Origin of the sequence: Nocardioides baekrokdamisoli, assembly GCF_003945325.1 — a bacterium.
Classification (GTDB): domain Bacteria; phylum Actinomycetota; class Actinomycetes; order Propionibacteriales; family Nocardioidaceae; genus Nocardioides; species Nocardioides baekrokdamisoli.
On sequence record NZ_AP019307.1, the window covers coordinates 2,748,538 to 2,770,318 of the forward strand.

Sequence of the window (21,781 nt, forward strand, 5' to 3'; positions counted from 1 at the left end):
GCCGCGCTCCGTGTGCGGGAGGTCCGTCGCCGGACTTCGGTGTATCCGTGGGTACGCAACACGAAACGAGGGAGTGCTGCCATCGGCAGCACTCCCTCGTTTCGTTTCCCTCAGGCGAGGGTCAGGACGATGTCCGAGAGTGCGGGGCGACCGTCTCCGACAGTGGCCGAGGCCACGATCCGGCCGTCCTCGAGCCACCCGTTGATCGACAACGTCTCCCCGGGGAGGACCACGCCGGTGAAGCGTCCGGCGAAGCCGCGTACCCGCGACGCGTCGCCGTCCAGGAGCGCGTCGGTGAGTTCGCGCAGGACGATTCCGTACGTGCAGAGTCCGTGCAGGATCGGCGCCGGGAATCCTGCTCCCTTGGCGAACGCAGGGTCGGCATGCAGCGGGTTGCGGTCGCCGCAGAGGCGGTAGAGCAGTGCCTGGTTCGGCGCGACCGAGTAGGTGACGGCAGCGTCAGCAGCGCGGTCCGGCAGGGCCACCGCGGTCGACTCGCCGCGCGAGCCGCCCCATCCGCCTTCGCCCTTGACGAAGATCGAGGAGCGTACGCGCCACAGCTCGGTGCCGGCCTCGGACCGGGCCACGCCCTCCTGCCAGATGATCGCGGCACTGCCCTTGTCCCAGACATCGGTGATGCGACGGGTCAGGGTGGCGGTGCCCGACGTCGGGATCGGGCCGGAGACGGTGACTTCCTGGGCGCCGTGGACGACCTGGGCGAGGTTGATGTCGCACCCGGGGAGGTCCAGCGGTGGCGGGTCGGTCATGTGGAACGTCGGGACGACCACACCGAACGACGGCAACACCTGGAGGGCCGCATCGTCCAGCGTGTAACGCAACGATGCCGGATCCACCTGATCACCCGGGCGCGAGGATGCGCCGAGGCCGAGGTGGTAGAGCAGCACGTCCGAGGACGTCCAGGAGAAGCTCAGCGGTTCGAGCTCAGCGCCGATGGCGACGGACGGGTCGATCGGCATCAGTTGCCCTCCGAGGCGATGTCTTCTGCGGCCAGGTACCCGAACACCATGGCGGGACCAATCGTCGCGCCGGGCCCGGCGTACGTGTTGCCCATGACGGCCGCGGAGCAGTTGCCGGCCGCGTACAGGCCGGGGATGACCGAACCATCGGCGCGCAGGACGCGGGCGCGCTCGTCGGTGACGAGGCCGCCCTTGGTGCCGAGGTCGCCGGGCACGATCTTGACGGCGTAGAACGGCGCCTGGTCGATCCGGTGCAGGGACGGGTTCGGGCCCACCGTCGGGTCGGCGTAGTAGCGGTCGTAGGCGCTCTCGCCGCGGTGGAAGTCCTCGTCGACGCCGCTCTCGGCGAATCCGTTGAAGCGGGTCAGCGTGGCGGCCAGCGCTTCGGTCGGCATGTCGAGTTGCTGAGCCAGCGACTCAATGGTGCCAGCCTTCTTGACCACGCCGTGCTTGAGCCAGTGACCCGGGAACGGCATCCGTGCGGTGAGGCCGGCGAACAGATACCGGTTGCGGTAGCGCTGGTCGATGATCATCCAGGCGGGTACGTGGGAGATGCCGGTGGCCTCACCCTTGTAGATCTCGTGGGTGGCCTCAACGTAGGGGAGTGCCTCGTTCATGAATCGCTGACCGGCGCTGTTGACGATGATGGAGCCGGGGAGGTTGCGCTCCGCGAGGCAGAACCACGGGCCGCGGGGGAGCGGGATCGTCGGACCCCACCAGGCGTCGTCCATCAGTGCTACTTCGGCACCGACGGCGATGCCGCTCTCGATGCCGGCACCGGTGTTGTTCGCCGAGGCGGTGCTCCATGCGGGGTCGGTCGGTGCGGGCAGGTACTTCTCGCGCAGCTCGGCGTTCTTCTCGAATCCGCCGCTGCCGAGGATGACACCGCGGCGGGCTCGCCAGATCTCCTCGGTGACGGTGCCGTCCGATGCCGTCCGGGTGACGCGTACGCCGGCGACCCGACCGTCCTCGATCAGCAGTCCTGCGAGGTCGGCGCCGTACTCGACCGGAACACCGGCGTCCAGCAGGCCCTTGCGGAGCCCGATCACGAGTGCCATGCCCATCGCGTACATCCGTCGGCCGAGGAGCTGGGCGACGACGCGGTTGAACAGCACCTTGAACATCGTCAGCGGCCCGCGGATCGTACGCAGTCCAAGGCTGATCTTGCGGAAGTCGGCCTGGGTGACGATCAGGTTCGCGGGCGCCTTCGTGTACGGGGCGTGCAGTCGGTCCAGCTCGTCGCCGATGATCCGGCCGTCCATCGGGACCGGCTCGACGGAGCGTCCGTCGGAGCGGCCACCCGGCTGCTCGGGAAGGTAGTCGGAGTACTGCGGCACCCACTTGAACCGCACCGGCGTCTTGGCGCGTACGAAGTCCATGACCTCGGGACCGCGGTCGATGAAGGTGTCGCGGCGGATCTTGGTGGAGCCGTCGCCGACAATCGAGTCGAGGTAGAGTTTGGACTGGTCGGCGTCGTCCGCGGCGACCTGACCGGCGTCGCGCAGGGCGTAGTTGCCGGGGATCCAGACTCCGCCGCCGGAGCGGGCGGTCGAGCCGCCGAACGACTCACTCTTCTCCAGCACGACAGTGGAGAGACCGCGGTCTGCGGCGGCGAGGGCGGCGGTCAGGCCGGCGCCTCCAGCGCCAACCACGACGACGTCAACAGTGCGGTCCAGGGGCGTGGGTTCCATTGATCCTCCGGGTCGGGCTACGCAAAAACTGTAACACGTTCTAGTATTGCGCCATGCCTGCTCAAACCGTGCTCACTGACGAAGTCCGCAGGGAGGTCGCCCGCGCTCTCGCCGACGCTGAAGCCACGCGTACGGCCATCGCGCCGCTGCGCGAAACCTGGCCGGCGCTGGACGTGGTCGACGCGTACGAGATCCAACTGCTCAACATCCGCCGGCGCCTCGCCGCCGGCGCGACGATCAAGGGTCACAAGGTGGGCCTGTCGTCGCTGGCGATGCAGCAGATGATGAACGTCGACGAGCCGGACTACGGCCACCTGCTGTCGGACATGGAGTGCCTCGAGGGCACGCCGATCAGCGCTGGCGCGTACTGCATGCCGCGTGTCGAGGTGGAGGTCGCGTTCATTCTCGGCGAGACCCTGCCGGGCGAGGGGTGCACCGAGGCCGACGTGTTGCGGGCGACCGAATGGGTGGCACCGTCGATCGAGCTCATCGACTCCCGGATCCAGAACTGGAACATCAAGATCGGCGACACCATCGCCGACAACGCCTCGAGCGCCGGTTACATCCTCGGCCCCGAGCGCGTGCGGCCGAGCGACATCGACCTGCGGACGATCGAGGCCCGGCTGCGCTGCAACGGCGAGCAGGTCGCCGAAGGCCGCTCGGACGCCGTGCTCGGCAACCCGGTCACCGCGGTCGCGTGGCTTGCCCGCAAGGTCGCGTCCTTCGGCGTGACGCTGGAGGCCGGCCACGTGATCCTCCCGGGCAGCGTGCACCGCGCCATCGACGCCCGCCCGGGTGACAACTTCGAAGCCGAGTTCGACGGACTCGGCACCGTACGACTGAACTTCACTGACTGAGGGTGATCATGGGTAAAGCAACTGCCGCCATCGTCGGACCGGGGAACATCGGTACCGACCTGCTCTACAAACTCCTGCGCAGCGACGTCATCGAGCCGCGCTGGATGATCGGCGTCGACCCCGCCAGCGAGGGGCTGAAGCTCGCTGCCGACCAGGGCCTGATCTCCACCCATGAAGGTGTCGACTGGCTCCTGAAGCAGGACGAACTGCCCGACATGATCTTCGAGGCCACGTCGGCGTACGTGCACCGCGAGTACGCACCGCGCTACCGCGAGGCGGGCATCCGGGCGATCGACCTGACCCCGGCGGCAGTCGGCCCGGCGGTCATCCCGCCGGTCAACGGCCAGGCCCACCTGGACGCCGACAACGTCAACATGATCACGTGTGGTGGCCAGGCCACCATCCCGATGGTCTACGCAGTCTCCCGGGTGGCGCCGGTCCCGTACGCGGAGATCGTCGCCTCGGTCTCCAGTGCCAGTGCCGGCCCCGGCACCCGCGCCAACATCGACGAGTTCACCCGGACGACCAGTCGCGGTGTCCGCGAGATCGGCGGAGCGGTCGACGGTAAGGCGATCATCATCCTCAACCCGGCCGAGCCGCCGATGATCATGCGTGACACGATCTTCTGCGCCGTCTCCCCGGACGCCGATCGCGACGCGATCGCCCAGTCGGTCCATGACATGGAGCGGGCTGTCCAGCAGTACGTGCCGGGCTACCGGCTCCTCCAGGAGCCGCAGTTCGACGATGCCTCCGAGGCCACCCGCGGCCACACCAAGGTGAGCATCTTCGTCGAGGTCGAGGGCGCGGGGGACTACCTCCCGCCGTACGCCGGCAACCTCGACATCATGACCGCCGCCGCCACCAAGGTCGGCGAAGACATCGCCCGTTCGATCCTGATGGGAGCCTCGCGATGAGCAACGTCACCACCACCGAGACCAACGTCCTCGCCCGCCGCTGGGCCGACGTCGCCGCTGACAACCAGCGGACCGAGCAGACCACCGGCCTGGACCTGCGGCTGACCGACACCTGTCTGCGAGATGGCTCGCACCACAAGCGGCACCAGTTCGTGCCCCAGGAGGTGCGCGACATCGTCGGCGCTCTGGATGCGTCCGGCATCCCCGTCATCGAGGTCACCCACGGTGACGGCCTGGGCGGCTCGAGCTTCAACTACGGCTTCTCCAAGACGCCGGAGCAGGAGTTGATCAAGCTCGCCGCCGAGACGGCGAAGCGCGCCAAGATCGCGTTCCTGATGCTCCCGGGCGTCGGCACGAAGGACGACATCCGTGCGGCGCAGGACAACGGTGGTCAGATCTGCCGCATCGCGACCCACTGCACCGAGGCGGACACCTCGCGCCAGCACTTCAAGCTCGCCCGCGAGCTCGGTCTGGAGACTGTCGGCTTCCTGATGATGAGCCACACCCAGTCGCCGGAGACGCTGGCCAAGCAGGCCCGGATCATGGTCGACGCGGGCTGCCAGTGCGTCTACGTCGTCGACTCGGCCGGTGCCCTGATCATGGAGGGCGTCGGCGACCGGGTCTCGGCCGTACTCGCCGAGATCGATGGTGAGGCCACCGTCGGCTTCCACGGCCACGAGAACCTCGGCCTCGGTGTCGCCAACACCGTCGTTGCCGCGCGTGCCGGCGCGACCCAGATCGACGGGTCCGTGCGTCGCTTCGGCGCAGGTGCGGGCAACACCCCGCTCGAGGCGTTCATCGGTGTCTCCGACAAGCTCGGCTGGTCGACCGGTGTCGACTTCCTGCAGATCGTCGATGCGGCCGAGGATGTCGTACGCCCGGTCATGCCGGAGGAGTGCACGCTCAACCGGATGACGCTGATGATGGGGTACGCCGGGGTCTACTCCTCGTTCCTCAAGCACGCGGGCAACGCGGCGGATCGTTACGGCGTCAGCGGCGCCCAGATCCTGCTCGAGGCCGGTGCGCGCAAGCTGATCGGCGGCCAGGAGGACCAGCTGATCGACATCGCGCTGATGCTGAAGGCGAAGCAGGATGCGTGACTGAGCGAGGTCAAGCGAGCGCTCGCGCTCGCTTGTGCCGAGCGAGGGAATGCAGCCAGCCGAAGGCTGGCCGGCCAATGCCTGACGGAGGTGACACCGCGTGAGTGCGGTCCTGGTCACCGGCGCCGCCGGCGGTCTGGGCGCGGCCGTGGTCGAGCTCTTCGCCGACCGCGGATGGACCGTGTACGCGGCGGACGTCGTGGAGCCGACTGTTCGCGCCCGTGTCGTCCCGCTGGTCCTCGACGTCACCTCGGACGAAAGCGTCGCGGCTGCGGTCGCCTCGGTCCCCGCGTTGGACTGTGTGATCAACTTCGCGGGCGTCCTGGGCATCGGCCCGTTGATGGACATTCCCGCCGAGCGGTTCGGCCGCGTACTCGACATCAATGTCGTCGGGACGCACCGCGTCAACCGGGCGTTCTTCGGGCTGGTGCATGCCTCCGGTGGTCGGATCATCAACATCTCCTCGGAGACCGGGTGGCAGCGCGCGTTGCCGATGAACGGCCCGTATGCGACCAGCAAGCATGCGATCGAGGCGTACTCGGATGCACTGCGACGTGAACTCATGTTTGTCGGGGTCGATGTCGTCGTGATCCAACCCGGTCCGTTCCGGACCGCGATGACCGGCGGGATCGAGGCGGCGTTCCAGGCCGCGACCGTGCCGGGTTCGCCGTTCGAGCGGCTGGCTCGCAAGGTCGGCCGGATGGCGGCGGGCGAGCAGGCGAAGGCGCATGATCCGGCTGTCCTGGCCGAGGTCATCTGGCAGGCCGCAACCGCTGCCAAACCGAAGGCTCGCTACTCGGTGAAGCCCGACCCTGCACGAACTCTCATGCATCGCCTGCCGACCTCCGTGGTCGACCGGTTGCTCAAGAAGACGCTCGGCTGACGCTCACCGAGTCCGCGCAGCTGCCTCCACAGCAGAGGCGAACATCGCCGGATTCGCCAGCATCGACAAGTGCCCTGCGTCCTTGATGATGTACACCGGCGGATGCCCGAGGTTCGCGATGGCTCCCTGGAGGGTTCCGCCTTCCTGATCGCCGTCGCCCCAGATGATCTCGGTCGGCACCGCGATCGAGGAGATCTCGTCGGTGGTGAGGCCGTAGCTGTCCCCGCCGAACCAGCTGTGCAGCGCGTCGACCGCGGATCGTTGACCGAGAGGTCGCACCCATTGCTTCGCCAGAGCCGGCGTCAGTCCCGGGCAAGGGTTGCCGCACACGGATCTGATCATCGACTCGGCGCCGGACGGCCACCGCGCCATGATGCGTGTCACCGACGTCAGGTAGGGCGTGGCGCTGGCGAACGCGTGCAACACCCATCGAACGGCGTCGTTGCCGATCGGGATCGGGCGAGCGTCTCCGTCAGCAAAGACGACGCCGCTCACTGCCTGCCGATGGTCGAGCGCCAGCCTGGCGGTCACCGCGGCTCCCATCGAATGGCCGACGAGGAGTGGCCTGGGGAGGTGCAGCGCGCCGATGAAGCCGTCGAGGAGTTCGGCCTGACCGGTGAGCGTGATCGGGCTGATGTCGCGGGTGTATCCGTACCAGGACATGTCGAGGGCGTAGACGCGATGGTTCCTCGCCAGGAGCGGTCCGACGTTCTGCCACACGATCGACGATTCGAAGGCGCCGGGTACGAGCACGATCGGCGAGCCGTGCGTACCCCAGTGCTGATAGTGCACCGAGGCGTCCCCGACGCGTACGTAACTGCCGAAGCCGGGTTCGATCTCGTTCGGCGGCACCGTCATCCGGTTGTAGACGAACGACGCGGCGGTGACCGTCAGGATCAGGACGATCACTACGCGGCCGATCCGCCGAAGCCAGATCCGGATGCGTTGTCCCACCGTTCGCTGCTCCTTCCGAGATGAGGTGTCGCGAGAGCGACGGATCCAGCGCGGCACCTGCATGTCGCGCAGCCTATTGCTGGACCGAAACTAGAACCTGTTCTAGTATTGCGGTAACACCTACCAGGAGAAGCCGAATGTCCCACGAAGTTCTCGACGGCGTACGCGACCTGCTCCCGACCATCCGCGAGCGTGCGGACGAGGCGGAGCGACTGCGCGTCATCCCTGAGGCGTCCATCAAGGACCTCGAGTCGACCGGATTCTTCCGTCTGCTGCAGCCGAAGCTCTACGACGGCTTCGAGGCCGACCCGATCGACTTCTACACCGCCGTGCGCGAGATCGCCGGTGCCTGCGGGTCGACCGGCTGGGTCTCCAGCGTGCTCGGCGTGCACCCCTGGCAGGTGGCGCTCTTCGCCAAGGACGCGCAGGAGGCAGTCTGGGGTGCGGACACCTCCGCCCGGCTGTCGTCCTCGTACGCGCCGACCGGCAAGGCGATCGTGGCCGACGGTGGCTACACACTGTCTGGCAAGTGGAGCTTCTCATCCGGTTCGGACCACGCGCAGTGGGTGCTGCTCGGTGGCCTGGTCTTCAACGCCGAGGGTCAGATCGTCGACTTCAAGACGTTCATGATCCCGCGCTCGGACTACGAGATCCTCGACGTCTGGAACGTCGTCGGCCTGCGTGGCACCGGCTCGAACGACATCGTCGTCAACGACGTCTTCGTGCCGGAGGCCTTCACGTTGTCGATGTCGGACACCGGTCGTTGCTACGGCCCCGGCCAGGAAGTCAACACCTCCGACCTCTACAAGCTGCCGTTCCACTCGCTCTTCACCAGCACGATCACGACCCCGATCGTCGGCATGGCGTACGGCGCGTACGCCGAGCACGTCGACATGCAGCAGAAGCGCGTACGCGCTGCCTATCTCGGTGAGAAGGCGTCGCTGGACCCGTTCGCGGCGGTACGCATCGCGCGGGCGTCCTCGGACATCGACGCCGCCTGGGCGCTGCTGGTCAACAACATCCGCGAGGAGCAGGCCCTGGTCGCCAAGGGCGAGAAGATCCCGCTCTCGCTGCGGCTGAAGGTCCGTCGCGACCAGGTCGTGGGCACCCAGCGTTCGATCGACGCGATCGACGCCCTGTTCGAGGCCTCCGGCGGCCGCGCGCTGGCGGAGGGTACGTACCTCCAGCGGGCCTGGCGCGACGCCCACGCCGGCCGTGTCCACGCTGCCAACGACCCCGAGCGCGCGCTGCAGATGTACGGCGCCTCGGAGTTCGGCCACAAGGTCGACCCCGGGATGTACTGACCCCATGTCATTGGAAGGCACAGTGTTCGCGAAGGAAGACGTACGCCGGTCGGCGAAGGCCGGGGACATCACGCTGAACTACTACGAAGCGGGCGAGCAGGGCGATCGGCTCCCGTTCGTGCTGCTGCACGGCGGCGGGCCCGGCGCCTCGGCGTGGAGCAACTTCGGCTCCGCGCTGCCGCGCTTCGCGACCAACTTCCGCACCCTGCTGGTCGACCAGCCGGGCTTCGGGCAGTCCGACAAGCCGACTGTGGGTGCCAACTACTTCCGCCACTCGGCGGACTACCTCGTCAAGCTGCTCGACGAGTTGCAGATCGAGAAGGTTCACCTGCTCGGCAACTCGCTCGGCGGCGGCACCGCCACCCGGTTCGCGCTGTCGTACCCGGACCGGGTCGGCCGGTTGGTACTGATGGGCCCGGGTGGCCTGTCGCTCAATCTGTTCCACGCCGACCCCACCGAGGGCGTTCAGCGCCTCATGGAGTTCAGCATGGACCCGACCCGTGAGCGGCTCCGGGCGTTCATCTCCAGCATGGTGGTCAACCAGTCGCTGGTCACTGACGAACTGATCGAGGAGCGCTTCGCCGATGCGACCGCTCCCGGTTCGATGGAAGCGATGCGGTCGATGGGCGCATCGTTCTGGAACCCGGAGTGGGCCGAGGACGGCATGCTCTGGCGCGAGGTCCACGCGATTCGCAAGCCAACCCTGCTCACCTGGGGTCGCGAGGATCGCGTCAACCCGCTCGACGGGGCCCTGGTCGCTCTCAAGCAGATCCCGCGGGCGCAGTTGCATGTGTTCCCCAACTGCGGCCACTGGGCACAGATCGAGGCGGCCGAGGAGTTCGCCCAGGTCTGCACCACCTTCCTCCTCGCCCACAAGGAGCGCTGATGGTCATCGACATCAAGTCCATGGGCTACGTACGCGTGGCCTCGACGGACCTGGCTGCCTGGCAGCTGTTCGCGGAGAAGGTCCTGGGGCTGGCCGCCGGACGTGGTCCGACCGAGGGCAACCTCTACTACCGGATCGACGAGGTCTCCGCCCGTCTGATCGTGTTCCCCTCCGACGTGGACGAGTTGTCGGCCACTGGGTGGGAGCTGGCCGACCACGCCGCGCTGCAGGACGCCCGTGAGCACCTCAGCAAGGCCGGCGTCGCCTTCGAGGAGGGCACGGCCGAGGAGCTGGCTGAGCGTCGCGTGCAGGAGCTCGTACGCTTCCGCGACCCGTTCGACAACGTCTTCGAGTTGTTCCACGGCATCACCTACGAATCGCGCCCGGTGGTCACCCCGTACGCGGCGAAGTTCGTCACCGGGATCCAGGGGATGGGCCACATCGTCGTGCCGGTGAGCGACGACGTGGAGGCTCTGCGTTTCTACCGCGACGTCCTCGGATTCGCGCTGCGCGACTCGATGTCGATGCCCGGCGAGTTCGTCGGGAAGCCGGCCGGGTCGAAGATCTGGCTGCGGTTCCTCGGGGTCAACCCGCGCCACCACAGCCTCGCGTTCCTGCCGATGCCCAACGCCAGCAAGTGCGTCCACATCATGCTCGAGGTCGACAAGCTCGACGACGTCGGTCGCGCGCTGGAGCGCGTACGCAAGTACAAGGCGCCGTTGTCGGCCACGCTCGGTCGTCACATGAACGACGAGATGGTCTCCTTCTACGTGAAGTCGCCGGCCGGGTTCGACATCGAATTCGGCTGCGAGGGCCTGCAGGTGGACGAGAACCGGTGGGTCGCGCGCGAGTCGACCGCCGTGTCGTACTGGGGACACGTCTTCGGTGGGCACTGACACGATGTCGACCCACAGCGCGGACATCCCCGAGGGGATGAACCCCGATGCGGCAGCGCAGTGGCCGCCTCGGGAGTTGATCGACTCGTTCCTCGGGTCGTTCGACGAGGGGCTGTGGCCGGGGGAGGCCACGGCCTTTCCGACCGATGACCCGGAGGCGGTTGCGGCCGCGCGGCAGTTCCGGGACACGCTCTCGCACTTCGCGTCCGGGGTCACCGTGATCACCTCGGTCTCCGACGATGAGCCGGTGGGCATGACCTGCCAGTCGTTCGCGAGCGTGTCGTTGCACCCGCCGATGGTGATGTTCATCCCGGCGAAGACCTCCAGGGCGTGGCCGAAGATGCAGCGAGCGGGGCACTTCACCGTGAACTTCCTCGCCGCCGACCAGCAGCAGGTCTCGAACACCTTCGCCACCCGCGACGCCGACAAGTTCGCAGGAGTCGACTGGACTCCCGGAGTCACCGGCGCACCGGTGCTGCCGGGCGTACTCGGGCACATCGACTGCACCGTGCACGCGGCCTACGAGGTCGGCGATCACTACGTGGTCATCGGCAAGGTCCAGGACCTCTCGGTCGACAGTGACCAGCCGCCGTTGCTGTTCTACCGCGGCGCGTACCGCACCACCGACTAGCAGGGGTTCTCGATGAAACTGGGCAAGCGGGCTGTCATTCTCGGCGGAAGCATGGCCGGGCTGAGTGCCGCCGGCGCGGTCGCTCCGTACGTCGACGAAGTCATCATCCTCGAGCGAGACGAACTGCCTGCAGAGGCGCAGCACCGGCGGGGCGTGCCGCAGAGCAAGCATCCGCATTTCCTGCTGAACTCGGGACGCCGTGCGATCAATGCGCTCTTCCCGGGGTATGAAGACGATCTGATCGCGGCCGGCGGGATGCCGTTGACCGCGTCGATGGACACCGCCTACCTCGAGGGCCCGGGTTGGGCGCCGCGCAAGCAGGGCGCGCTCACCATGGTGTACGGATCACGCCTGCTGATCGAGCGTGTGCTGCGTGATCGCGTACGCGCTCTCCCCGGCGTGGTCTTCCGCGAAGGGGTCACGGTCACGGGCATCGAGACCAAGGACGGTCGCGTCGTCGGTGTGCGGTTCGCAGGCGCCTCCGGGGAGGAACGACTTGAGGCCGACCTCGTCGTGGATGCGCTGGGACGTGGATCGTCTGTCTCCGACTGGCTGGTGGCTGCTGGCGGGGCCGAGCCTCCGGTCAAGACACTGGACGCCAAGGTCACCTACGTGTCGCGCTGGTACGACATCCCCGACCCGAAGACACGGTCCGCCTCCTGGTGGTGGCAGCACATGGTGCTCATGCCCTCGCAGGAGAAGGACGATCATCCGGACGAGCACGACTACCTGGTCAACTTCTTCCCGATCGAGGGCAACCGGAGCATCGCGTGCTTCGGGTCCTGGGGCCTGCCGATGCCGAAGACGACTGAGGAATTCGAGGCGTCCGCCGACCGACTGCGGACGCCGCAGTTCAAGGCCGCGATGACGGCCTCGGAACCCACCTCTGAGGTGCACCTGACGCGCTCGACGGGCAACAAGTGGCGCCGGTACGACCGGCTGCCGAAGGCGCCTCTCGGGGTCGTCTTCGTCGGCGACTCGATCTGTGCCTTCAACCCGTTCTACGGGCAGGGGATGAGTTCGGCCGCGATCTCGGCACGGCTGCTCCGTGAGCGGTTGGACGCGGCATCCGCCCTGGACGAGCGTTTCTTCGCCGACTTCCTCAAGCGGCAGGCCAAGGAGTTCCAGGTGCCGTGGGGGATGGCGATGGCTCGCGACCGCGGGTACGAGTGCGCCACCGGCACCGAAGTGGCACCGGCCTGGGTACGCCGCATCCTGGCTGCAATGACCTGGCCGATGTTCAACCTGATCACTGGCGCAGCCCGTGAGGATGCGGTCATCGATGAGCACTTCGCCCGCGTCTTCAACATGGACGAGTCGATCGTCGCGATGATGCTCAACCCGAGGGTGCTGTTCGGGTTCGCGCGCTACAAGCTGAGGGCGTGGTTCCGCCGCGAGCGGATCCCGTACGGCTTCGACGGGCAGGCCGAGCCGCCGGGCACCAACTGGACGCCCGGGCTGGCCTCGTGAGCGCCACCTGCGATCCGGCCGCCCAGCAGGTCACGGCTCATCTGGGCTTCGACTGTCACCACGTGAGTTCGGTCGTGTCGGTCCGCAACCCGTTCGCGCTGACCAACTGGACGATGCCGATCCTCGAGTTGTTGATCATCGCCGGGGCGGTCTTCGCGCTGGTGCATGCGATACGCCGCTATCGCCAGGGCGATCCGGTCAACCTCGCGCTCTGGTTCGCGCCGCTGGTCTATCTGATGGTGACCGAGCCGCCGCTCTACTTCCCCGAGTGGTTCGGTCTGGACCATCGCTTCGGCTTCATCTTCGCCCACAACCTCTTCACCGTGCAGTTCATGTGGGATCGACTGCCGCTCTACATCGTCGCCTTCTACCCGGCGCTGGCTCAGTTGGCGTACGAACTGGTGCGCGTGCTCGGCGTCTTCCGACGCGGCCCTCTGGCCGGATCCGTCGCGGTCGCGTTCGTGTGCCAGGTGTTCTACGAGATCTTCGACCAGCTCGGGCCGCAGCTGAAGTGGTGGGCCTGGAATGACGGCAACGTCGAGGTCAATCACCCGATGATGGCGTCGGTCCCGCTCAACAGCATGGTGTTGTTCGCGTCGGCGTCCTTCGGCGTACTGACCTATCTGGTGGTGCGCCTGACGGCGGGTCGCCGTGGTTGGTCGTTGACGTGGCGGATCCTTCTCGCCGGCGTTCTGGCCCCACCGTCGATGGCGCTGGCCGGCATCCCGTCAGGGGCCTTCCGTGGCCATGTCGAAGGGCAGGCGTGGGCTCTCGGGATCGAGCTCGGACTCATCTGGATTGTCGGCGTGTGGGTGTTGTTCAAGGCCGTCAGGCGTCCCGCTGGCGAGGTGGACGCACGGTTCGCCCGGGCCTACCCGGCTGCGTACCTGGTGGTGCTGGCCGTGCTCTGGGTCGGCGCCCTGCCGGCGTACTTCGGTGCCGTGCACGGGCTGACGAGTGGCGGGACACCCATCGGCAGCGGTCCGTACGTCCTGGCGTGCTTCGCGGCGGCGACCGTGCTGGTCGCAGCCGTGTTCCGGGCCGGTCGGACTCAGGCGTCTGCCTAGAGGCTGATCAGCGCGCGGTGCTCGTGGGGCTGGCCGAACAGTTGCCCCAGTGCGTGGGCTCGCTTGAACACCAGATGAGCGTCGTGCTCCCAGGTGATGCCAATGCCGCCATGAAGCTGAATCGTCTCGGCGCCGATGTGGCTCAGGGCGTCCGAGCAGTACGCCGCTGCGGAATGGATCATCGTCGGATCCGTCGTCGCGGCGTCGACTGCCGATCGAGCCATCTCGACGCGTACGAGCATGTCGGCCATCCGGTGCTTGAGCGCCTGGAACGATCCGATGGGGCGACCGAACTGGACGCGCTCCTTGGCGTACGCGACGGTCATGTCGAGTCCGCGCCGAGCCGCTCCTACCTGCAGAGCGGCGACGGTCAGACAGCCGGCGTCGTGGGCACGTGAGAGTGCTTCTGACGCGTCGTCGACGACGAGCGTTGCGGGGGCGTCGTCGAATGTGAGGTTGGCCAGACGGAGCGTGGGATCCATCGCCGGGGTCTGCGTACGAGCGACGTCTGCCGGGTCGACAGACACGAGGGCGACGCCATCTCCGGTGCGCGCAGCGGCGATGAGGACCGTGGCGATGTCGCCGTCGAGGACGTACTCGATCGTGCCGGAGACCCGACCGTCGACGTAGGTCAGTGGCTCGTCGACGTCGGTCGACGCCGAGGTCGTGGTGGCCGATGCCAGAGTGGCCACTTCGCCGCCGGCGATCCGTTCGAGCAACGACTCGGTGCCGGGCGTCGTGATCAGGGCAGCCGAGGCGATCAGCGACGACACCAGCGGGAGTGGCGCGAGGGCGTACCCGATCTCCTCGGCGACGACGAGCGCCTCGGCGAGTGAGAAGCCAGCACCGCCCGCCTCCTCCGGGATCGGGAGTGCCGCGACGCCGACCTGCTCGCAGAGCAACTGCCAGAGTGACGCGTCATGGCCGACCGGTGACTCCATCGCCACCCGGACGGCGGCGCTGTCGGAGCGCTTCGCGAGCAGGCTGCGTACGGTCGCGGCCAGCTCCTCCTGCTCGGGAGTGCGTGTCATGACGGAATCCGGGTTTCGGCGTGCCGGGTGTCGGGTTTCGGCGTGGCGGATGTCGGGTTTCGGCGGGCCAGGAGAGAGGCGAGGATCCGCTCGCGGTGCCACTGTGGAGAGCCGCCGAGGTGCTTCAGATCGAGGACGCGTTGCATCCAGATCGAGATGTCGCACTCGAGCGTGTAGCCGATGGCGCCGTGGACCTGCAGGGCGGCGCGGGACGCCCGGTACGCGGCGTCGTACGCCCCGACCTTGGCCGCTGAGACGGCTTGTTCACCGGGCGCGCAAGCCGCGCCGAACACCAGCGGCCGAGCGAAGTCCAGGGCGATCCGCACGTCGGCCAGTTGGTGCTTGATCGCCTGGTAGGAGCCGATCTCACGACCGAACTGGCGGCGCTGCTTCACGTAGGTGACGGAGTCGGCCAGCAGTCGCTCTCCGGCGCCGAGCAGGTACGCGGCGTTCGCGAGTACGCCGAGGTCGGTCGCGTCGAAATGCGCAGACGGCACCGGTACGGCGTGCCGCCCCAGCACTTCGAAGACCGCGGCGACCTCGACCGGACCGAGGTCCGGATCGCCGACGCCTTGCTGTTCCAACCGAGCCCACAAGGTGTCAGCGGCTGTGCTGTCGCCGCCTGCCGCCGCACGGTTGACGGCGGGCGTGTCACTGGTCACGAGCAGGCGGTCGAGCGAGTCGGCGAATGCCTGCTGCTCCTCGGTCAGGATGAACTCCATCAGCCCTTCGCCTCCCTCGGCAGGCCGAGGATCCGCTCGGCGACGATGTTGCGTTGGATCTCGTTGGTCCCGGCGTAGATGGGGCCGGCGAGGGAGAACAGATACCCGTCGCGCCACCGCCGGTCGTCCGGTGCCAACTCGAGCGCGGTCTCGTGCAGCGCGATGTCGAGCTCGGACCACCACACCTTGTTGACCGATCCGGCGGCACCCATGTCGCCGCCGCCCGCCAGTCGGGTGACGGTGCCCCAGGTGTAGAGCCGGTACGCCTCGGCGCCGATCCAGGCGTCCACGACGGCGTTCGCGAAGGCAGGCTCCGGGGCCGTGGCGTACAGGTCCACGAGTCGGTCGGCAGCCGCGCAGAAGCGTCCGGGGGAGCGCAGCGACAGGCCGCGCTCGTTGCCGGCCGTCGACATCGCCACCCGCCACCCGTCGCCGGGCGCACCGAGTACGTCCGAGTCCGGGACGAACACGTCGTCGAAGAAGATCTCTGCGAAGCCGGGTTCCCTGTCGAGTTGTGGGATCGGACGTACGGTCACGCCGTCGGCATCCAGCGGGAACAGGAAATAGGTCAGGCCGGCGTGGCGTGCGGCCGTCGGGTCCGAGCGGAACAGGCCGAAACCCCAGTGTGCGTACGCGGCGCGCGAGGACCAGGTCTTCTGTCCGTTGAGGTGCCAGCCACCCTCGACCCGGGTGGCCGTCGACCGCAGCGACGCCAGGTCGGAACCGGCCTCCGGCTCGGACCAGGCCTGAGCCCAGATGCGCTCACCGGTGGCCATCGAGGGGAGGAAGCGAGCCTGCTGTTCGGCCGTACCGTGGTCGAAGATGATCGGCGCGAGCAGGAAGATCCCGTTCTGGGAGACCCGTCCCGGGGCGCCTGCGCGGTAGTACTCCTCCTCGAAGATCACCCACTCCACGAGTGAGGCGCCACGGCCGCCGTACTCCTCCGGCCACGACACCACTGACCAGCGTGCCGCGGAGAGCTTGGCCTCCCACTCCTGGTGGGCGAGGAAACCTTCTGCGGAGTCCATCGACGGCAGCGGTTCGGTGGGTACGTTCGCCTCGAGCCAGGCGCGGGCCTCGGCCTGGAAGGCGAGTTCGGATTCGGAGAGATCGAGGTTCACGAGCCGGCCTGCTCCTTGTTCCGCGCAGCCATCGACTTCGCGTCGAGTCCGCCGAGCGAGTCCGTCGAGGTCTCCGCGTTGTGCGCGTGCGCGAAGTGGTGCAGCCCGAAGACCGAATCCATGCCGGCGCGCAGCCCCTGCAGGTCCTCGGCCTGGTTGACGGCCTTCTTGGTGAGCGCGAGTCCGAAGCGCGGCATCGCGGAGATCCGTTCGGCCATCGCCACGACCGTCGACTCGAGGTCGGCTCGGGGCACGACCTGGTTGACCATGCCCAACTCCAGCGCACGGGTCGCGCTGAACCTGTCGCCGGTGAAGAGGAACTCCTTCGCGGCACGCGGGTTCATCACCCACGGGTGGGCGAAGTATTCGACACCCGGGATCCCCATCCGGACGACCGGGTCGGAGAAGAACGCGTCGTCGGAGGCGATGATGAAGTCGCACGACCAAGCGAGCATGAGACCGCCCGCGATGCAGGCGCCGTGCACCATCGCGATGACGGGCTTCGGGACTTCGCGCCAGCGTCGGCACATGCCCATGTAGACCTCGGACTCGCGGGCCCAGCGCAGGTCGCCGCCCTCCTTGTCGACGTGGGTCCAGTGGATGACGGCCTTGCGCTCGTACTCGACGTCAACGTCGCGCCCGGGCGTACCGATGTCGTGACCGGCGCAGAAGTGGTCGCCGTTGCCCGACAGCACGATCACCTTGACGTCGTCGTCGTCGGTGGCGCGCTGGAGCGCGGCGTCCAGGGCGTACGTCATCACCGAGTTCTGCGCGTTGCGGTACTCGGGTCGGTTGAGGCGGATCCGGGCGATGCTGCCCGTGACCTCGTAGGTCACTGCCTCTGTGCTGTGCTCAGTCATCCGAGCTCCTCAGTTCGTTCTTGAGTACCTTGCCCGCGAGGTTGCGGGGGAGAGCGTCGACAAAGGCGACCGTACGCGGCGCCTTGAAGTTGGCGAGGTGTTCGCGGGCGTACGCGATCACTGCGGCCTGATCGAGCAGGGCGTCGGGATCGGCGACGGGGCGGCGTACGACGAAGGCCTTGCCGATCTCACCGAGACGCTCATCTGGTACGCCGATGACGGCCACGTCCGCGATCCCGGCGTGGCGGGCCAGGATCTGCTCGATCTCCGCCGGATAGACGTTGAAACCGCCGCAGATGTACATGTCCTTGAGGCGGTCGGTGATCCGCAGGTATCCGTCGGCGTCCACCACGCCGACGTCGCCGGTACGCAGCCAGCCGTCCGGGTCGATCGCCTCAGCCGTGGCCTCGGGGTCGTCTAGGTAGCCGCGCATCACCATCGGACCGCGCAACTGCACTTCGCCCTCCTCGCCGGCGACGAGGACGACTCCGGTTTCGTGGTCGACGATCCGCATCTCCAGGCCGTCCACCGCTCGACCGCAACTGGTCGCGATCAACTCGTTGGCATCACCCGGGCGGCACATGGTGGCCACGCAGCACTCCGTCATGCCGAACGCTGTGATGACCATCTCGAACGAGAGGTCGGTCTGCAGTCGCTCGACCAACGCAACCGGCACGCTCGCTGCGCCGGTGTTGGCGAAACGCAGGCTCGAAGTGTCCGTCGAGGTGAAGTCCGGGTGGTCGAGCAGGCCCTGGAAGATCGCCGGAGCGCCGGGGAGCACCGTGATCCGTTCGCGCGCGATCAGCGCGAGGAGTTCGCCGGGTTCGAATGTGGCAGCGGGATGGATCGCGCAGCCGCGGAGGAGACCGACGATCAGCCCGACCTTGTAACCGTAGGAGTGGAAGAACGGGCTGACCACGAGGTAGCGGTCCTCGGCCGTGACCTGACCGATCGCACTCCAGACCTCGGCTGCGGCGATGGTCTGCCGGTGTGCGGTCTCGACGCCTTTGGATCGGCCGGTGGTGCCGGAGGTGAACAGGATGTCGGCGATGTCGTCGGGTCGGACGGCGTCGGCCCGCGCCTCGACCTCGGCCATCTCGTGCGCATCAGCGTGCGCTCCAGCCCCCGCTGGTGCGCACGAGGCGATCTGCTCGAAGGTCAGGACAGCTGCCACCGACGCGAGGGCGGAGACCTCTCGCAACTCGGCGGAGAGGGTACGTCCGAGGAAGCCGTCGTCGACCACCACGATCTGCGCGGCGGTCCGCTCGATCAGGTCGGAAGCCTCATGGGCGGTGTATCTGCTGTTGAGGGGGACCAGTTGGCCACCCGCGTACGTGGCTGCCAGGGCGGCAATCACCCAGCTGATCTTGTTGGGACCCCACACGGCGACGCGGCCACCGGGCTGGAGACCGAGGGCCAGATAGCCCCGCGCGGTGTCCTGGACGAGCGCGTGCAGCTGCGAGAAGGTGAGGGTGACGTCGCCCTCAACCAGTGCGGTGCGGTCGCCGAACTCCCGCGCGGCGCGGCGCAGCACGCCGGGCAACGTGCCGGGCAGGGTGCCGGACGCAGTGCCGGAGATCGGGCTCATCTCGCTCCTTCAGGCCATCCGCAGGCGCTAGGCCAACCAAACAGTTGCTTGGTAGGCTACTTTAACCGCACGCTGGCAACCGGGGAAGGAGGGCCGCCTGAGATGACGTCGATCGATGTTCGTACCGAGATCCGTGGATGGCTGGACCGCGAGCTCGGCACTGCCGCAACCGATGGGCCGTACGCGTCCCTGCGTGGCGCCGGTGGGCCCGGCCGCGAGGACGAGGCCTTCGAGGAACGTCGCGGCTGGAACCGCCACCTCGCCGAGAACGGCTGGACCTGCCTTGGCTGGCCCGTCGAGTACGGCGGCCGCGGGCTGTCGGTCGACGAGCAGGTCGTCTTCTACGAGGAGTACGCCGGCGCCGACGCGCCGCACAAGGTCAACCACCTGGGCGAGGAACTGCTCGGGCCGACCCTGATCGCCTTCGGGACCGAGGCGCAGAAGCAGCGCTTCCTGCCCGGCATCCGCAACGTGACCGAACTCTGGTGCCAGGGCTACTCCGAGCCCGGCGCCGGCTCGGACCTCGCCAACGTGCAGACCAAGGCTCGCCTCGATGGTGACGAATGGGTCATCGACGGTCAGAAGGTCTGGACCTCGAACGCGATGGAGGCCGACTGGATCTTCGTCGTCGCGCGCACCGAGCCGGGTTCCCAGCGGCACCACGGCCTCTCGTTCCTGCTCGTCCCGTTGGACCAGCCGGGGATCGAGGTGCGACCGATCCGGCAGCTGACCGGCGGTTCGGAGTTCAACGAGGTGTTCTTCACCGGAGCCCGCACCGAGGCCGATCTGGTCGTCGGGGGTGTCGGCAACGGGTGGCGAGTCGCCATGGGTCTGCTGGGCTTCGAGCGCGGCGTGTCGGTGTTGGGGCAGCAGGTCGGTTTCGCCCGCGAGTTCGCGGACGTCGTCGACCTGGCTCGGACCAACGGTGCGATCAACGACCCGGTCCTGCGCGACCGGTTGGCCGACCTCAAGGTCGAGCTCGACGTGATGCGGGCCAACGCAGCGCGGATGCTCGCCGGGGTCGAGGGCGGGTCCGGATCGGACGCCGGCGGTGGCGCGGCCTCCATCGCGAAACTCGTCTGGGCCAACTGGCACCAGAAGCTCGGCGAGACCGCCATGGCGATCGCCGGCCCGGCGTCCCTCACGGCCGAGGCGCCCTACGAGCTGGATCGCTTCCAGCGTCTCTTCCTCTTCGCGCGTGCCGACACGATCTACGGCGGCAGCGACGAGATCCAGCGCAACATCCTGGCCGAGCGCGTACTCGGCCTGCCCAGAGAACCCAAGGGAGCCTGATGACCATCCATCGCGAGGAACAGCCCACTCCGGCGTACGTCCCGGCCCACGGCCTGCTCAAGGACAAGGTCGTCGTCGTGACGGCGGCGGCCGGCGCTGGCATCGGCGCCGCGGTCGTACGCCGTGTGCTCGAGGAGGGCGCGAAGGCAGTCGTCCTCGGCGACACTCACGAACGACGCCTGGAAGAGGCGCGGGCGGAACTCGCGGCCGACTTCGGTGAGGACCGCGTACGCGCCCTGGTCTGCGACGTCACCGACGAGGAGCAGGTCGTCGCCCTGATCGATGCAGCTGACGAGTTCGGTGGCGTCGAGGTGATGATCAACAACGCGGGCCTCGGTGGCACGGCTTCGGTGCTCGAGATGACCGACGACCAGTGGTCCAAGGTCCTCGACATCACCCTCACCGGGACGTTCCGATGCATCCGGTACGCCGGGGCGAAGATGCGCGACACCGGCAAGGGCGGCGTGATCGTCAACAACGCCTCCGTCATCGGGTGGCGCGCTCAGGAGGGTCAGGCGCACTACGCCGCGGCGAAGGCCGGCGTGATGGCGCTGACCCGCTGCTCTGCGCTCGACCTCGCGCCCCATGGGATCCGGGTCAACGCGGTCTCGCCGTCGCTGGCGATGCACCCGTTCCTGGCCAAGGTGACCAGTGACGAACTGCTCGCCGAGCTCAAGCAGCGCGAAGCCTTCGGTCGCGCCGCCGAACCGTGGGAGGTGGCCAACGTGATGGTCTTCCTCGCCAGTGACTACAGCTCGTACATGACCGGTGAGGTCCTGTCCGTGAGCAGCCAGCACGCATGAGTACGACCGGGGCAGCGGTCAGCCGGCGCGAGGAGCTCCTCGGCATCGCCGCCCGGCTGTTCGCGACCCAGGGGTACACGAACACCACGGTGCGTCACATCGCCGACGCCGCCGGGATCCTGTCCGGTTCGCTCTATCACCACTTCGACTCCAAGGAGTCGATGGTCGACGAGATCCTCCGCGAGTTCCAGAACGAATTGTTCGGGCAGTACGAGGCGATCCTCGCCAGCACCGACGACGCCCGAGCGAAGCTCGAGGCGGCCGTCCGGGTCTCCTTCGAAGCCATCGACCAGCACCCGTTCGAGGTTGCGATCTTCCAGAACGACGCGGACTACCTGGGTGGCGTTGAACGCTTCGGCTATCTGGCCGAACGCAACCAGCAGTCGCGTGAGGTCTGGGTGACGTTGCTGCGCGAGGGCATCGCCAGTGGTGCCCTGCGCCCCGACCTCGACGTCGACCTCACCTACCGCTTCATCCGGGACACCGTCTGGGTGGCCGTGAAGTGGTACCGACCGGGCGGGAAGCTCACCCACACGGCCGTGGCCGATCAGTATCTGACCATTCTGCTCGACGGGATCGCTCATGCCTGACGCCATGGGTGCCAGCCGATTTTCCGCGTTGGCCGCCGTCGATCGAGTCCAGTGTCCGAGGGGTGTCCGCCAATCTTCCGAACGTTCGGAAGGCACTCCGGGTCATCTTCCGAACGTTCGGAAACCGCTCCGCGCCATCTTCC

Annotated in this window: 21 protein-coding genes; 13 read left to right on the forward strand and 8 right to left on the reverse strand. The window is 67.9% G+C overall.

All coding sequences use genetic code 11. The features are described from left to right. Positions 1–110: 110 nt before the first annotated feature. Both KCTC_RS13470 and kstD read right to left on the reverse strand, forming a co-directional pair. Positions 111–977 carry a MaoC/PaaZ C-terminal domain-containing protein gene (locus KCTC_RS13470; protein WP_125569732.1) on the reverse strand — a complete coding sequence of 289 codons (867 nt, stop codon included), beginning with the start codon at positions 975–977 and terminating at the stop codon, positions 111–113. After that, entirely contained in the window at positions 977–2,668 is a 1,692-nt protein-coding gene (kstD, locus tag KCTC_RS13475; RefSeq protein ID WP_125569733.1) for a 3-oxosteroid 1-dehydrogenase, read from the reverse strand. The genes KCTC_RS13470 and kstD overlap by 1 nt, the downstream gene beginning before the upstream one ends. Positions 2,669–2,721: 53 nt before the next feature. Here kstD and KCTC_RS13480 point away from each other — a divergent pair, with 53 nt between their 5' ends. The 4 genes from KCTC_RS13480 (at position 2,722) to KCTC_RS13495 (ending at position 6,422) form a co-directional block, all read left to right on the forward strand. Then, on the forward strand, positions 2,722–3,525 hold the full coding sequence (locus KCTC_RS13480; RefSeq protein ID WP_197715200.1) for a 2-keto-4-pentenoate hydratase: 804 nt from the start codon (positions 2,722–2,724) through the stop codon (positions 3,523–3,525). A gap of 8 nt (positions 3,526–3,533) precedes the next feature. Further along, positions 3,534–4,439: an acetaldehyde dehydrogenase (acetylating) gene (locus KCTC_RS13485; protein WP_197715201.1), complete on the forward strand. Its 906-nt coding sequence runs from the start codon at positions 3,534–3,536 to the stop codon at positions 4,437–4,439. Continuing rightward, positions 4,436–5,539: a 4-hydroxy-2-oxovalerate aldolase gene (gene dmpG, locus KCTC_RS13490; protein WP_231998752.1), complete on the forward strand. Its 1,104-nt coding sequence runs from the start codon at positions 4,436–4,438 to the stop codon at positions 5,537–5,539. Before KCTC_RS13485 ends, dmpG begins: the two co-directional genes overlap by 4 nt. Before the next feature lie 100 nt (positions 5,540–5,639). After that, positions 5,640–6,422 (forward strand): SDR family NAD(P)-dependent oxidoreductase, encoded by a 783-nt coding sequence (locus KCTC_RS13495; RefSeq protein ID WP_125569734.1) that lies wholly within the window; start codon positions 5,640–5,642, stop codon positions 6,420–6,422. 3 nt (positions 6,423–6,425) lie between these two features. On the opposite strand, the gene KCTC_RS13500 is transcribed toward KCTC_RS13495, so the two are convergent. After that, positions 6,426–7,376, reverse strand: a complete 951-nt coding sequence (locus KCTC_RS13500; RefSeq protein ID WP_164512599.1) for an alpha/beta fold hydrolase — start codon at positions 7,374–7,376, stop codon at positions 6,426–6,428. A 137-nt stretch (positions 7,377–7,513) separates the two neighbouring features. Here KCTC_RS13500 and hsaA point away from each other — a divergent pair, with 137 nt between their 5' ends. The 6 genes from hsaA to KCTC_RS13530 are packed head-to-tail and all read left to right on the forward strand — an operon-like array spanning position 7,514 to position 13,630. After that, positions 7,514–8,680: a 3-hydroxy-9,10-secoandrosta-1,3,5(10)-triene-9,17-dione monooxygenase oxygenase subunit gene (gene hsaA, locus KCTC_RS13505; RefSeq protein ID WP_125569736.1), complete on the forward strand. Its 1,167-nt coding sequence runs from the start codon at positions 7,514–7,516 to the stop codon at positions 8,678–8,680. 4 nt (positions 8,681–8,684) lie between these two features. Continuing rightward, entirely contained in the window at positions 8,685–9,566 is an 882-nt protein-coding gene (gene hsaD, locus KCTC_RS13510) for a 4,5:9,10-diseco-3-hydroxy-5,9,17-trioxoandrosta-1(10),2-diene-4-oate hydrolase (protein WP_125569737.1), read from the forward strand. Then, positions 9,566–10,462 carry an iron-dependent extradiol dioxygenase HsaC gene (gene hsaC, locus KCTC_RS13515; RefSeq protein WP_125569738.1) on the forward strand — a complete coding sequence of 299 codons (897 nt, stop codon included), beginning with the start codon at positions 9,566–9,568 and terminating at the stop codon, positions 10,460–10,462. Before hsaD ends, hsaC begins: the two co-directional genes overlap by 1 nt. Then, on the forward strand, positions 10,452–11,093 hold the full coding sequence (locus tag KCTC_RS13520; protein ID WP_231998753.1) for a flavin reductase family protein: 642 nt from the start codon (positions 10,452–10,454) through the stop codon (positions 11,091–11,093). The genes hsaC and KCTC_RS13520 overlap by 11 nt, the downstream gene beginning before the upstream one ends. Before the next feature lie 12 nt (positions 11,094–11,105). Next, positions 11,106–12,563 (forward strand): NAD(P)/FAD-dependent oxidoreductase, encoded by a 1,458-nt coding sequence (locus KCTC_RS13525; RefSeq protein WP_125569739.1) that lies wholly within the window; start codon positions 11,106–11,108, stop codon positions 12,561–12,563. Next, a complete protein-coding gene (locus tag KCTC_RS13530) occupies positions 12,560–13,630 on the forward strand; it encodes a hypothetical protein (RefSeq protein WP_125569740.1) in 1,071 nt (356 codons plus the stop codon). The genes KCTC_RS13525 and KCTC_RS13530 overlap by 4 nt, the downstream gene beginning before the upstream one ends. On the opposite strand, the gene KCTC_RS13535 is transcribed toward KCTC_RS13530, so the two are convergent. The 5 genes from KCTC_RS13535 to KCTC_RS13555 are packed head-to-tail and all read right to left on the reverse strand — an operon-like array spanning position 13,627 to position 18,952. Next, positions 13,627–14,661, reverse strand: a complete 1,035-nt coding sequence (locus KCTC_RS13535) for an acyl-CoA dehydrogenase family protein (RefSeq protein ID WP_125569741.1) — start codon at positions 14,659–14,661, stop codon at positions 13,627–13,629. The two genes, KCTC_RS13530 and KCTC_RS13535, sit on opposite strands and share 4 nt — an antisense overlap. After that, positions 14,658–15,383, reverse strand: coding sequence for an acyl-CoA dehydrogenase family protein (locus KCTC_RS13540; protein ID WP_125569742.1), 726 nt, complete (start codon positions 15,381–15,383; stop codon positions 14,658–14,660). Before KCTC_RS13540 ends, KCTC_RS13535 begins: the two co-directional genes overlap by 4 nt. Beyond that, positions 15,383–16,504: an acyl-CoA dehydrogenase family protein gene (locus KCTC_RS13545; protein ID WP_125569743.1), complete on the reverse strand. Its 1,122-nt coding sequence runs from the start codon at positions 16,502–16,504 to the stop codon at positions 15,383–15,385. Before KCTC_RS13545 ends, KCTC_RS13540 begins: the two co-directional genes overlap by 1 nt. Continuing rightward, entirely contained in the window at positions 16,501–17,364 is an 864-nt protein-coding gene (locus tag KCTC_RS13550) for an enoyl-CoA hydratase (protein WP_125569744.1), read from the reverse strand. Before KCTC_RS13550 ends, KCTC_RS13545 begins: the two co-directional genes overlap by 4 nt. After that, the gene (locus tag KCTC_RS13555; RefSeq protein ID WP_125569745.1) at positions 17,357–18,952 is read right to left on the reverse strand and encodes a FadD3 family acyl-CoA ligase; all 1,596 of its coding nucleotides are present in this window, start codon (positions 18,950–18,952) and stop codon (positions 17,357–17,359) included. Before KCTC_RS13555 ends, KCTC_RS13550 begins: the two co-directional genes overlap by 8 nt. 102 nt (positions 18,953–19,054) lie before the next feature. Between KCTC_RS13555 and KCTC_RS13560 the strand changes: the two genes are divergently transcribed. The 3 genes from KCTC_RS13560 to KCTC_RS13570 are packed head-to-tail and all read left to right on the forward strand — an operon-like array spanning position 19,055 to position 21,638. Next, on the forward strand, positions 19,055–20,245 hold the full coding sequence (locus KCTC_RS13560) for an acyl-CoA dehydrogenase family protein (RefSeq protein ID WP_125569746.1): 1,191 nt from the start codon (positions 19,055–19,057) through the stop codon (positions 20,243–20,245). After that, positions 20,245–21,048 (forward strand): SDR family oxidoreductase, encoded by an 804-nt coding sequence (locus tag KCTC_RS13565; protein WP_125569747.1) that lies wholly within the window; start codon positions 20,245–20,247, stop codon positions 21,046–21,048. Before KCTC_RS13560 ends, KCTC_RS13565 begins: the two co-directional genes overlap by 1 nt. Then, the gene (locus tag KCTC_RS13570) at positions 21,045–21,638 is read left to right on the forward strand and encodes a TetR/AcrR family transcriptional regulator (protein ID WP_125569748.1); all 594 of its coding nucleotides are present in this window, start codon (positions 21,045–21,047) and stop codon (positions 21,636–21,638) included. Before KCTC_RS13565 ends, KCTC_RS13570 begins: the two co-directional genes overlap by 4 nt. Positions 21,639–21,781: the final 143 nt, after the last annotated feature.